Origin of the sequence: Rubritalea profundi, from assembly GCF_002954445.1 — a bacterium.
Lineage (GTDB): Bacteria > Verrucomicrobiota > Verrucomicrobiia > Verrucomicrobiales > Akkermansiaceae > Rubritalea > Rubritalea profundi.
This window is the reverse complement of the sequence record NZ_MQWA01000001.1, coordinates 3,577,745-3,591,132: the sequence shown is the minus strand read 5'-3', so window position 1 is coordinate 3,591,132 and position 13,388 is coordinate 3,577,745. Positions and strand designations below refer to the sequence as shown.

Below are 13,388 nucleotides of genomic sequence, written 5' to 3'. Positions count from 1 at the left end.
AACCGAGCCATGTAATCTATTCACTTACTGACCAGTTCACCTTAACTTGTCTTGAAGTAGTCGAAATCTGTATATCTAGCAATTGATAATCATTGAAGCCTGCTGGTCCTCGATTAGGGAAATACAAATTTCCCAAAGAATAAACTATAGGCACTCCTCGATAATATTCTATAGCTTGCCGAATATGTGGATGACTCCCGACCACTACATCAGCACCACTCCTGACCAACCATCGAGCTACAGACCGTTGACTGTCAGTCACGACTCGAGTGTATTCACTCCCCCAGTGTGGCAAAATAATGACAATATCGCAGCTCTTTCTCAACTTACTGATGGAACTTTCTATAGCATTTTCATCTCTCGGGTACTGGAGTATTCGAGTGTCAGGCGGGTCATCCCTACTCAGAACCGCATTGAAACTTAGCAGCCCGAGCTTCCTCCCACGGATCTCAACTAACTGCGTGCCATCGCGAGACTCCCCTTGGCTCCCAACACTTTCGATTTTAGATTTAGCTAAAGTATCGAGTGTTGAATCATGACCTCCAATACCGCCATCATAGGCGTGATTATTTGCTAAATTGACTGCATCCACACCAGCGACTTCTAACAATGCGAGCCGCGATGTCGGAGCTATAAATGAAAATGGTTTACTAGCTCCTCCATCCACAGAGTCAGCCAAAACACATTCCAAATTGATTACAGAATAATCTGCAGACTGTAGTTTATTTCGCATGGCAGCTGAAAATATTTTTATCTCATGCCCAGTAAGGTTCACATCTCCACCTACTCGAACCGTCAGAGAGTCAGTCTCCACAGGTAAAGTGAAGACTTTATAACGACTATATTTCTTCAGCATTTGCTCCAAAGTTACCACCTCTGGCTCACCACTTAGGTGATGAATAATCAAATCTTGTGGGTCAATAACCCCCATTTCTCCTCTATCCTGCCAGAGAGCTGTAATGTACGACCCGAAATCGATTGCAACCCCACTATCAATAATCGCGGGTTCGATATGCACGCGTGAGGCGGAGCTACAATTCGCAGAGAGAAGCGTTAGTTGCCTAGTGAGTTGGTATGGATTCCCCCACTTCAACCGCCCACCTACCTGACGCCAGGCATAGACTAGGAAATTTGCGCAATCATTTCCTATCAGAGTTTCACCCGCCTTCTCACCATTCGATTGAAGCTTTCCAATCCCAAATACATAGGGAGAACCAAATTGTTCACTCAGAGCTCCACGAAACCCTGTACCATAACGCACTCGAATTTCTAGCATTGCTGTAATTTCAGAATGATCTTCGTAAATGGCTTCAGCCTGTAGTCTGACAATGCCAGCCGACTCTTTCCAAGGTAGCTGTTTCCCCCATACTCTATGACCCAAGGCTGGCTCCTCAGTCGTCGCAATCCATTCTTTCCGTAGCGACACAAAACTCGAAGCACCACCAGTAAAAATCTTCCCGAATTTCAATTCAGGCACTAGATTATGCACCATTGATTCAGGCCTGAGCACATACCACTTAACTGACTTTGGTGGGTGCTTAGACTTAAGCCAGACATCTCCTAGATTTTCAGTCGACATTCTCCATGCTCCATCAATCGATTTTTGATGCTCTGGAATGTTAAGGCTAGCTCCAGTTAGCTGGCCCTTCCATTTATCGATTAATGCCTGCCAACGTTCAGTTTCATAGCTGACTGAAATCCTATCGCTATTCCTCACCAACACCTCACGTAAACTCGTAGGGACTGTTGAGAGATCAAAACGTGGCACATTCTCTCCTCGCTGGTAGAACCCTTTCGCCTTTTCCGAACGGTCAATTTCATCATTCTTAAATAGCTCAAATATAAGCTCAGAATTCTGGATGGCTAATGAACGATCAAGCGCCAGCTGGAGTAATCGGCAGCCCTGTGAATCGGATTCCAGCCATGGTCTCGATATAGCAAAACTGATAGCTTTTAGCTGTGGTACCGACAGCACCCACGCCCAATGATCGTAGAATGCATCCTCCGGCACATTTTCCTGAGCATAAATATCTAGGTCGATACTCACTGCTGTCTTGCCAACAAGATCCATCAACTTTAGATCAGAAAAATTCACTACCTCAAACTTGGGCCCCAGCTCACCAGCGGTTCTCGGGTTTAGCTCAGATTTCCAATCGAGATGAATCCGCGCTTCTAACTCCAAGCCCTTCAGCCGCTTTTGCGAGAGCCCGTCACCAGGAACCCAAATAACACGAGTGAAGGGATTTGGCATCAAGGGCTCTATCCAGTTGAATGGCTGAATCACCCCAGTAGTTCGATATTTCTGTAGCACAATTGCCCTATCTTCATTAGATCTAACTCTCCGAATCGCCTGACGAATCGAGTCACTGTCCGCTATAGATGACGCGTCCGAATGGGCATCAAAAAGAACCAGAGTGTGAACCTCATCAAGCTCAAGATGCTGAGCAAAGAACTCGAAACTACCAGCGTGACTGTCTTCGAAGTAAATGGGTAATTGTCTAGCGATTACCGAGGTCCAAAGAAGTAATAATGCCGTTAAAAGACTAACGTGCACCATAGCGCTTAGGTTCTTTCTTGAGCTTATGCAAAATTACTATTTCAGACACACAACAGTCCTTATACTTGCTGCCTGCGTGAACAGAATCTATCACCAGTGAAATCGTCTCCACTTTACCTTTGAAGGTTTCAAGCGATAGAATTTGCTCGCTCGAGTAATCGTACAAGCGATGCTTAATCTTGTGCTTACCATTGATAATGAGAGTACAGTCAGCCACGCGACAATTTTCTTTAAAAGAAGCCTCGCTCTTGCCATATCCATTACTAACTAAAATGGCTGAAACTGGAGACGGCTTATCCAATGTGAGTGTGACACTCTCACCAACACCTTCACTGGCAACTCCTTCAGCCCATGCGTAATCTTTACCGTCTATATGCATCGGTGAAACATTTTGAGCCTTATAATTGAGATTGTTTTCAGGTTTCAGTTCAGAGCTCGCCGTTACTCTATAGTCCGCATCAGCATCGTAGAATATTGCATTATGGCTAATATATTCATTATGTCTAGGGTCAGCATCTGAGTCAGGCCCGGATCCCCCATGCTTGTAGTGATGAGAAAATCCAGATCTAACGGCTACATTCAAATCATCAGCAAGAGTGGGTTCGAGGTTTGAAAAATTCCAGAAGTAGCTCTCACCGTCTTTTTTGAAAATATTCACAGGAGTCGTGATTAGAACATCTTTAGGGTCGCAGCCTTTATTGCGAATAGTCACAACCCCATTCTTGATAGGTCCATGCCAAATTGCTCCACTTGAGAAACGGTACTTGAATATCCATGGCCCGACCGTGCCATCGCTACTAATAGAAAATGCCGAGTAGTCATACATTGATTTGTAAGAGATCTCTAAAACAATCAGCTCCTCAGCAGCGAGCCGCATCTTACTCACCATCCATCCCTCAATTCCAACAAGAACCTCAGCACCTTTGAATGGCTTTACTTTTCCGGATGCAAAGGGCTCAAGCTCGTAAACATATTTCAAAGATTTGCCTCTTAGCCGAACAGAATAATCACGGCAGTACCTGGGGCTCAGCTTTGTGACTGGCTTTTTTTCTTCTAAGTGAAAGTCCCATTCATCCTTTGAGTCCTCCACCGGAAAACCGAACTTCACGGACACCGCCTTCTTGCTCACATTTTTCATGTGGTAGCGCACTTTCACCTCGGCATACTCAGGGTAGAGATCGATATCTAACTTTTCATCTACGATTTGCACATACTCGGTACCTTCAGCCGTGAATGGTGCAATTCCGCCCGTAAAACCGACTCCATGCCGTTATCCACCACCATTTCCAAGAGCTGAAATACAAAAGATTAAGTAGAAACAAAATAAACGCATGAGTTCTGAATAACATTATCCAGCAACCAGTGTCTACCCACAATCTGTTGGTCCACTACTTCCTCCTATGGCTTACGGATAATGAGATTACGGATCTCGGTCATATCTTCGATGGCGAAGCGAATTCCTTCTCGGCCTAGTCCTGAATCCTTCACGCCACCGTACGGCATATTATCCACCCGCCACGATGGAACATCGCCAATAACCACCCCACCCACTTCGAGCGTGTCCCAGGCTGCGTGGGCTTTGTAGATGTCGCGAGTGAAGATGCCAGCTTGTAGGCCGAACTTGCTATCATTCACATCCGCTAGCGCCTCCTCAAAGTCGTCAAAGCTACTCAAAATGACGGCTGGGCCAAACGCTTCCTCACGGTACAGAGTCGATTGCTTGGAAACATTTTCTAGGACCGCTGGGCGAAGCATCGCGCCATCGCGCTCACCGCCAGTTACTAATCGAGCCCCATCTGCAACCGCCTCGTCGAGCCATCCAGAGAGACGAGCGGCTTCCTTCTCAGAAATCATTGGCCCAATGAAAGTTGCCTCATCTTTAGGGTCGCCACAAACCAGTTGCTTCGTCGCATCGACAAAAGCTGAGACGAACTTAGCATAGAGGCTTTGGTGGATGATCACTCGTTGAACACTGATGCAGGATTGGCCCGACTGATAAAATGCACCGACGATGATGCGATCGACGGCATCTTCAATATCGGCATCGTGGTCGACGACACACGCTGCGTTCCCGCCAAGCTCTAGCACCACTTTCTTCTTGCCAGCTTTCGACTTCAGGTCCCAACCAACACTTGGTGATCCAGTAAAGCTCAAGAGCTTGAGTCGCTCGTCGACAGTGAAAAGCTCAGCCCCCTCCCTCCTGCACGGCAGAATGGAAAATGCCCCCTCGGGTAGATCCGTTTCAGCCAATACCTCGCCAATCAGAATAGCTCCCACTGGTGTCAGGCTTGCTGGTTTAAGAATGAAAGTACAGCCAGCAGCAATCGCCGGTGCTATCTTGTGCGCTGCCAAGTTGAGTGGGAAATTGAATGGTGAAATGAAAGAACATGGCCCTATCGGTACCCGCTTCCACATCCCCGAGTAGCCTTTCGTTCTCTCAGAAATTTGTAATTCTTGAACTTCCCCTTGGATTCTAACCGACTCTTCTGCAGCAATCCTAAAGGTATCTATTAAGCGTGTGACCTCAGTCCGACTGTCCTTAATCGGCTTACCCGCCTCGACACAAAGTGCCATCGCCAACTCCTCATACCTTTCTTCAAATCGCTTCACACAATGCTGTAAAACTGCCTGCCGCGCGTAGGGAGGAAACGCCGCCATTGCTGGGCTCGCCGCCTTGGCTGCCGAAATTGCCTGGTCGATTGCCGCCTCATCCGCCAGCGCGACTTTACTGACCAATGCACCAGTGAATTTATCAAACAACTCCAGGTCTTCATTAGCATTCACTGCTCGGCTTGCTAGATAGTAGGGATAACGTGGTTTCATGGTCTCGAATTTTGAGATTTGTCCTCAGCAATTGGATCTCGCAGTTCAGCATGCCATCACTATCAGAATAGTCGATAGGTTCTAGCCATTTCCTACCTACTGACCAAGTGAACCCGGCTTTGCAATGATATTCCCGTAGCGATGGACACACTCTGAGATAGACTGCTCGCGGAAGTAATGCATCAGCTCAATGCGCCCATTGAGTAACACCTTCCAGTCAATCAATTGCAGACCAACATCATTGGCAGCTCTCCGCATAGAGTCATCCGCAACGGGTGCTCTGAGGCTGGCGTACTTTCCTGCTATTTGTGGCAATCGACCGACAAATGCGCGATCGGACTCGATCACACAACTCGCTCCGCTAATCCTACGCTCAGAGGAAACTGACACATCCACTATCACTCCAGCAGTAGCAGCGGCCAAAAGTATCACAGCCAGCTCAGTGTCATCTAATCCCTCAGCGCGTACTAACAGCCGCTTAATTGGGACGTATCGGAAATGGTTTGTCTCACCGTGAAGACTGGATGGGTCATGCTCGATCGAAAATTCTTTCTCATACCAATGGGCAAAACTTCCTGCCGCGCTCACAAGCAATCTTGTCTCATCTAGCACTGATTTAAGCTCATTAAGTAACACCCCAACATTCTGGCTCAAATCACTCACAGCCATAGGCATCTCAACCTGCTCCCATGTTGCAAAGATCGACACATAGTTCGGCCCGCCGGCTTTTGCGCCGGGGCCAAAGCAAGATTTCTTCCAGCCACCGAATGGCTGACGCTGCACAATAGCACCAGTGATTGGCCGGTTGATGTAAGCATTGCCAACCTCAACTTGCTCGCGCCAAACCCTAATTTCACGATCATCTAGCGTGTGAATGCCGCCAGTAAGTCCAAAGTCAGAGTCATTCTGGATCGCCATGGCATCCCTTAAATCATCAGCTCTAATCAATCCTAACACCGGCCCAAAGCACTCGGTCTTATGAAACCAGCTTCCTCTTTTGACACCCAGCTTCACCCCAGGCGACCAGAGCTGTGGGTTGTTCTCTAGCATTGTAGGTTCGACCAACCATTTTTCACCTTCATCCAGACTCGTTAGCGCCCGCTCGAGGCTCGCCTCGGGTTTGATCATCAATGGAGTGACAATAGATGATGGCTCCCATGATTGACCTACAGTAAGACTCTCAACAGCATCTTTCAACTGACGCATAAATGCTGGATTATCGTAGACGTCTGCCTCAATGATCGCCAGCGATGAGGCGGAACACTTCTGACCGGAATGCCCAAATGAACCTCTTACTAAATCCTTCACCGCTTGGTCTGGGTCAGCTGCGTTGGTGATGATCAGTGAGTTTTTACCTGAAGTCTCGGCGTAGAGCCGCATGTCTGGCTTCCAACCTTGGAACATCCTACCAGTCTCATAGGCACCAGTGAGCACCACTGCGCCCACTCGATCGCTGGACACAAGACTTTGACCAACCTCGTCGTCAGGACATGGGAGAAATTGCAACACATCGCGCGGCACTCCAGCATCCCAAAGTTGTTTCGCCATCACCCATGCTGTCAATACCGACTCTGGCGCGGGCTTGATAATCACTGCATTCCCAGCCATTAGACTGGCAAGGATACCGCCACACGGGATTGCGAATGGAAAATTCCATGGAGGTGTGATTACCACAATTCCTAGTGCCTTGAACTCGGAACCATCTAACATGCCATCCCAACTCAAGCTATCAGCATAGTAGTTAGCAAAATCAACGGCCTCACTCACTTCAGCGTCAGACTCAGCAGCGGCTTTGCCAGCATCCATCGCCATCGTCGCGATAGATGCTCCACGGCATTTCTCGATCTCGATAGCCACATCTTTAACAATCTTTGAGCGCTCCTCAATACTCCGAGCTTCCCAAACTGGCTGGGCCTTTTCGGCAATATCTAGTGACTTTTGGACGTGGTGAGCATCGGCTAGAGAATATTGGTAGATTTGTACGTTTCGTGACGGGTCCATCCCCTTGCCCAGATTCCCGGTAATTATGGTATCTCTGCCAATCTTCAAAGGAATAATGTCTTGCTTCACCGCCTTCAAGCTATTGATTTTTTCATCAATCCAGTGGGCATTGCGTCGTAGACTCCAGTCAGTACCTGGTGAGTTATGAAATGGCTTAGAGTAGTCTACTGTGTAGCGTTCATCCCCTCGGACCTGATTCCTATTAGGAGTATCCTGCACCGTGTCTTTAATCGCACACGCATCGAGGAACATCTGCTTTTGTTTGACCCACTTCGGGCAACCAGGCTTCATCCCAAAGATGTCATGCAGGAAGTTTTCTTCGTGGGTGTTTTCATCCAAACGGCGAACTAGGTAGGATATAGCCGAGTGAAAATCCTCCTTCTTCACCACAGGAGCGTAGCGCAACAAACCACCAGCAATCTCCTGCACAGCACGGGCTTGGTGGTTCGCCATACCCTCAAGCATCTCTAACTCAACAAACTCTTTCACCCCCTCCCGCGCACGCACCAACAAGGAATAGGCAATCTCAAACAAATTGTGCGATGCTATACCTAAGTGGACACTCTGTGCATTCGCATAATCACAGCCGTAGTGGACCATCCGTTTATAGCTAGCATCTACTTCAAGCTTGCTGGCGTAGGGAGCTTGTGGCAAATCGTGGATGCTAGCCTCTACTGCCTCCATCGCCAAGTTGGCACCTTTCACAATACGAATCTTGATAGACACACCACCAGCAGCAGTGCGCATCTTAGCCCACTCGGTCAACTCGACCTGAACATTATACGCATCTGGTAAATACGCCTGAAGCACGATACCAGCACAAAGGTTTTTAAAGGGTTCCTCGTCGAGCACCTGCATGAATGCATCACAGGTTAGACGCAGATCGCGATACTTCTCCATGTCAAGGTTGACAAATTTAGGACAGGATTCCCCCGCTTCATTGATATAGCTGTGGTCTTTAGCGCATTGATAAAGCCGACGGATACGCTCTTTGATCAACTCCAGAGTCTGATCATACGCCACTAGATTGATTTGAGAAAATACCGCAGAAATTTTCACTGAGATATACTCGCAATCCGGGCTAGCAAGTCGGTCTAAGACCTGTTGCATGCGGTTCTCCGCTTCATGCTCACCAAGGATTGCTTCCCCCAGTTGGTTGATATTCATGTGCGTACCCTGCTTCTTGCGCTTTGCTAGGTGCGGTTTCAGTTTTGCGTTCTCGCTTGGTAGAATCACCTGATCACTCTCACTGCGCATCTTTTGAGTCACCGCTGGCATCACAAGGTCGGGCGCTATGCTCGAGGCTTTTACAGCCACACGCATCGCAACCCGCTCGTGTAATGGTAGGTAATTGGGGATTCCGTATTGATCGATAAGGTAACGGAACTGGTCAGCTGAGCGCGCATGGCTCACTGGCCGAAATACCTGATCCGCCATAGCCAGTGTCAGGGCCTTGCCAGCTGGGTCATCCATCATCCGTGACATTTTCCACGCATGGTAGCGTTCAGCCACAGTTTGCTGCCCAGCGGCCTTCCGCAAGATCACTTCAGCCAACTCAATCGCTTTCTGAGCTAATTCCTCATCGCTCACCCCTTTGAGGGAGTTTTCGTCTAAAAGTGCTTCATTCCTAATCTCCGACATAATTATCTAACATGAATTGGTTGAAGGGCATTATATTCAACATATCAGATACTTATAAAATTAGCAAAGCCCCCCTCGATTCTTTTCAACTCTCCCTGTCCTAAGCTTGTAATTATTCACCCACATCGAAACGACGTGAATAGCTAAGCTATTGACGGCTTAATTCATAGACCACTCCCAATACCAGTGCTAGTGTTTCGGCATCATGACTCCCAAACAACTCATCCCCATTGCTCTGTCCATCCTAGCGCACACATTAGGGCACACGCTAGGGCACGCAGACAATGCGTCCAAAGCGGAGGCTCAGCTTGAAAAACACCCGACCTATCAACAAGGATACCTGAGTAAAACTGACTCGCTCAAATCATTCGAACTCCCCGAGGGCTATAAGCTAGAGCTGGTACTCAGTGAACCTCAGATCAAAGAACCAGTGGCTGTCGCGTGGGATGGCAATGGTGTCATGTACGTGGCGCAAATGCGTACTTATATGCAAGATGCGGACGCCACCGGTGAACAAACTCCTAGATCACAGATCTCACGCCATGAGGACACTGATGGTGATGGCGTTTATGACAAGCACAGCATCTACATTGATGACATCCTATTACCCAGAATGATCCTGCCTCTTGACGATCGGCTGATGGTGGGAATCACCAACACGCTCGACCTCTGGAACTACCGCGACACTGATGGCGATGGCGTTGCTGACGAGAAAGTAAAGATCTATGAAGGTGGGCACCGCGGTGGCAATATGGAGCACCAGCAGTGGACTCATTTGGGGCTTAGACAACTGGATCTACCTTACCTACCAAGCAATTCGCTACCGCTTCACCGATGGCAAGTTGATCACAGAAAAACTCTCCAGAGGCGAAGGCCAATGGGGGCTCACTCAGGACGACGATGGACGAAACTATTACTCCCGTGCTGGCGGCGAAGTCGTATCCGTTGGCTTTCAACAACCAGTTCAATACGGAAATCTCAACTTACCGGGCCAATTTTCTGGGGAGTTCCAGAAAATTTTTCCAATTACCCAGGTCCCCGATGTCCAGGGTGGCCCACGCCGCGTCGGCGAAAATGGATCGATCAATCACTTCACTGGAGTCGCTGGACAAGAAGTTTTCCGTGGTGACAACCTGCCTGATGATCTCTACGGCGACCTTCTCACCCCCGAGCCAGTAGGACGGTTTATCCGCCGCGCTAAGATTCAACGGAGTGGCGCAAAAACCACACTGGCCAATGCAACCCCCGGTACCGAGTTCATCCGCACCCGGGATGTCAATTTCCGACCAGTCCAGACAGTCACAGGACCAGACGGCAGCCTCTACATCGTAGACATGCACCGTGGAATTATTCAGCAAGGAAACTGGACCCGTAAAGGCAGCTATCTGCGTGAAGTGATCGATCGCAACGGTCTCGACACAAATATCGGCCACGGACGGATCTACCGGTTGGTCCACAAAGACCGCCAACCAGGCAAGCGCCCACAACTACGCGATCTCCCGACAGCAGACCTGGTTCAGCACATCTCCCACCGCAATGGCTGGTGGCGTGACACAGCAAAAAAGCTCATCATCCTGCGAAAAGATCGTCAGTCTGTAGCTCCAGATCTGGAAAAAATCGCCTTTGATTCGAAACAACCAGAACAAGCGCGCATCACCGCACTCTGGAGCCTAGAAGGCATCTCGGCCATCACTGAGCCACTGCTCATCTAGCTTCTCTCTGACAACAACGACCGCATTCTCACCCACGCCATACGCGTCAGCGAGCCCCACATTAAGAAAAATAGTGCAGACATCATCGCCAAGCTATCAAAGCTAGCCACCACGCAAACCCTGAAGTCGCTATCCAGTTAATCAACACGATCAACCATTGTGGCAACCCTAGCGCATTGACGGCCACTCAGCAGACATTGATCAAGAACCACGGAAAAGTCGAAGCAGTCATTGCCTATAGCAAGCAGCGAGATCGCAAAATAGCCGATAAAAAACGCCACGAGGAAGCTAAGAAGAAGAACGCCATACTCGCCAAATCGGTGGAGAGGGGAAAAGCGACCTACCAACAAATCTGTTTCGCCTGCCACGGCGCCGGCGGCAAGGAACAACCACTCGCTGGCCAAGACGGACACTTTCTAGCTCCCTCATTTGTGAAAGCTAAGACCGTGATCGGCTCTGGAGAACCAATGATTCTCTCTATCCTACACGGACTCGAAGGACCAATAGATGGCAAAACCTACGATGGCCTCATGCCCGCCCAGCATAGCAACTCTGACGAATGGATCGCCGATGTAGCCACCTACATCCGCAACAGCTTTGGCAACAAAGCTCCCGCCATCACAAAAGGCCAAGTCAAAGCAATGAGAAGCAAACACAAAGACCGCAAACAGGCATGGACTCAAAAGGAGCTCAAGGCACTTTTGCCGTAGTAAATCACCCATAAATTCACTCGCCAACCTTTGCGATAGAAACCACATTCCAAATGATAAAAACACCTCGAACTCTCCTAGGCATTTTCTTGCTCCCGCTATTCCTATGCACTTCGCTGATGGCATCCACCCCCAGCGACAAAAATAACGCGCGACTGGCCCAACTCGACACCTATTGGGCCGAGGTGTCACGCTCTGTCCGCGAAGGAGATTTCGAGGGATACAAAGCCACATGCCACCCCCAAGCGGTAATCGTATCCATCAGCAAAAAAAACAGCACCCCGCTCACAGTAGCGCTCGCACGATGGGAGAAAGAATTTTCCGACACCAAGTCGGGCAAAATCAAAGCCACCGTGACATTTAGATTCTCCCAGCGACTTGGTGATGAAACCACCGCACACGAGACTGGGATCTTCTTCTACTCAACCATAAACACCAAAGGCGAACGCACCCAAGAATACCTGCGCTTCGAAACATTACTTGTAAAAAGAGAGGATGGTTGGAAAACTCTGATGGAATACCAAAAAACGCAGGCGACCCAACAAGAGTGGGATGTTCTCGCGAAGCATCACCTCTACAAAAAATAATACCATTTAGAGTTTGAAATGAAACTAATGCCGCAGCTATTTTCTGAGAAATCAAGGCGCTATGTAAGCGCGATGCGAGCATCGTAACTGAAGAGGAACGCTGATTTATCAGGAAAGCGCCCGATTCTATCCCCATTCCGCCAAGCACTCCCTCTCTAAAGCCTAATAATTATCATCTGTCTCTTTTGGATTTCTAAGCGGTATAAGCTCCTAACAATCTCCTTGCCCGCCTCCATAGAGGTCAATATCATCGCTCTAATGAAACCTACATTCTCTTTTAGCCGCTCGATTTTCGCACTGTGTTTTGCTATCATTTCGACGTCCGAACTTTCGGCGGCCGAGAAGATGAAGGCGCTGATCATGGACGGTCAGAACAACCACGCTGTCTGGCCAAAGTCATCCATCATGATGCGTCAGTATCTGGAAGATACCGGACTTTTCGCGGTGGACATCGCACGGACTGCATCGATCTGGAAATGGCAACGTGAAGAGGCTTTCCTTCCGCTAGCGGGCGTAGGTGAGTCCAAGAAATCAAAGAAGTCCGAGCCAGACCCAAACTTTGCCCCGGACTTCAGCAAATATGACGTGGTGGTGAGCAACTTCGGTTACAATGCCGCAAATTGGCCGGAAAAGACCAAGAAATCGTTTGAGGAATACATGGCTACCGGTGGTGGACTGGTATCGGTTCACGCGGCTGATAACAGCTGGGGTGACTGGCCGGAATACAACAAGATGATCGGATTAGGTGGTTGGGGTGGTCGCAAGGAGAAAGCTGGTCCCTACGTGTATTACAATGCCGAAGGGAAGGTTGTCCGTGACGAATCACCAGGCGGCTGCGGCTCCCACGGTCCTCAAAGCGCGTTCCTCATCACGATGCGGAACACCGGGCATCCGATCACCAACGGCCTACCTGACTTCTGGTCCCACACGAAAGACGAATGCTACTCGCGGCTACGTGGACCGGGTGAAAATATGACAATCCTTGCGACGGCGGCGGATACCCCGAAATTACAAGAAGCTGGACGCAATGAGCCGATGCTGATGGTGCTCGATTATCACAAGGGCCGCGTTTTCCACACGACCCTCGGCCACGATACCGAGGCGTTTGAGGGTGTAGGATTCATCGTGACCTTCTTGCGTGGAACCGAATGGGCTGCCACCGGTAAAGTGACCCAAGAGATTCCTAAAGATTTCCCCAGCAAGGGAAACGCAACGTCCCGTAAGTTTGAGTTGAGGAAAGCAAAGTAAACGAGGCTTGAGAGCATCACTTTGGGAGAGATTGCTAGTGGGCTGTATCTTTGGAGCTATTACACCATGGATATAGTTTAATATAAGGGGTATTTTTTGCCACCGATGA

General features: G+C 49.0%; 7 protein-coding genes and 1 pseudogene. 4 read left to right on the top strand and 4 right to left on the bottom strand.

What is annotated here, in order from left to right; all coding sequences use genetic code 11:
* Positions 1-16: 16 nt before the first annotated feature.
* The 4 genes from BSZ32_RS15710 to BSZ32_RS15695 form a co-directional block, all read right to left on the bottom strand.
* Positions 17-2,557 (bottom strand): CapA family protein, encoded by a 2,541-nt coding sequence (locus BSZ32_RS15710; RefSeq protein ID WP_105044291.1) that lies wholly within the window; start codon positions 2,555-2,557, stop codon positions 17-19.
* The gene (locus BSZ32_RS15705) at positions 2,544-3,767 is read right to left on the bottom strand and encodes an NADase-type glycan-binding domain-containing protein (RefSeq protein ID WP_105044290.1); all 1,224 of its coding nucleotides are present in this window, start codon (positions 3,765-3,767) and stop codon (positions 2,544-2,546) included. The genes BSZ32_RS15710 and BSZ32_RS15705 overlap by 14 nt, the downstream gene beginning before the upstream one ends.
* A gap of 188 nt (positions 3,768-3,955) precedes the next feature.
* The gene (locus BSZ32_RS15700) at positions 3,956-5,380 is read right to left on the bottom strand and encodes an aldehyde dehydrogenase family protein (protein ID WP_105044289.1); all 1,425 of its coding nucleotides are present in this window, start codon (positions 5,378-5,380) and stop codon (positions 3,956-3,958) included.
* A 96-nt stretch (positions 5,381-5,476) separates the two neighbouring features.
* Entirely contained in the window at positions 5,477-9,022 is a 3,546-nt protein-coding gene (locus tag BSZ32_RS15695; RefSeq protein WP_105044288.1) for a proline dehydrogenase family protein, read from the bottom strand.
* A gap of 205 nt (positions 9,023-9,227) precedes the next feature.
* Between BSZ32_RS15695 and BSZ32_RS15690 the strand changes: the two are divergent.
* From BSZ32_RS15690 to BSZ32_RS15675, 4 genes and pseudogenes are all read left to right on the top strand, one after another.
* Positions 9,228-10,734 (top strand): annotated as a pseudogene (locus BSZ32_RS15690) (DUF7133 domain-containing protein).
* A gap of 176 nt (positions 10,735-10,910) precedes the next feature.
* The gene (locus BSZ32_RS15685) at positions 10,911-11,444 is read left to right on the top strand and encodes a c-type cytochrome (RefSeq protein WP_165788891.1); all 534 of its coding nucleotides are present in this window, start codon (positions 10,911-10,913) and stop codon (positions 11,442-11,444) included.
* Between the two features lie 53 nt (positions 11,445-11,497).
* Positions 11,498-12,031, top strand: a complete 534-nt coding sequence (locus BSZ32_RS15680) for a Cif family virulence factor (protein WP_129589793.1) — start codon at positions 11,498-11,500, stop codon at positions 12,029-12,031.
* A 258-nt stretch (positions 12,032-12,289) separates the two neighbouring features.
* Complete coding sequence (locus BSZ32_RS15675) at positions 12,290-13,279, top strand: ThuA domain-containing protein (RefSeq protein WP_105044881.1); 990 nt, start codon at positions 12,290-12,292, stop codon at positions 13,277-13,279.
* Positions 13,280-13,388: the final 109 nt, after the last annotated feature.

Coding starts and splice junctions, on each gene's coding strand:
- BSZ32_RS15710 (WP_105044291.1), bottom strand. CDS start 2,557: ATGGTGCACGTTAGTCTTTTAACGGCATTATTACTTCTTTGGACCTCG.
- BSZ32_RS15700 (WP_105044289.1), bottom strand. CDS start 5,380: ATGAAACCACGTTATCCCTACTATCTAGCAAGCCGAGCAGTGAATGCT.
- BSZ32_RS15695 (WP_105044288.1), bottom strand. CDS start 9,022: ATGTCGGAGATTAGGAATGAAGCACTTTTAGACGAAAACTCCCTCAAA.
- BSZ32_RS15680 (WP_129589793.1), top strand. CDS start 11,498: ATGATAAAAACACCTCGAACTCTCCTAGGCATTTTCTTGCTCCCGCTA.
- BSZ32_RS15675 (WP_105044881.1), top strand. CDS start 12,290: ATGAAACCTACATTCTCTTTTAGCCGCTCGATTTTCGCACTGTGTTTT.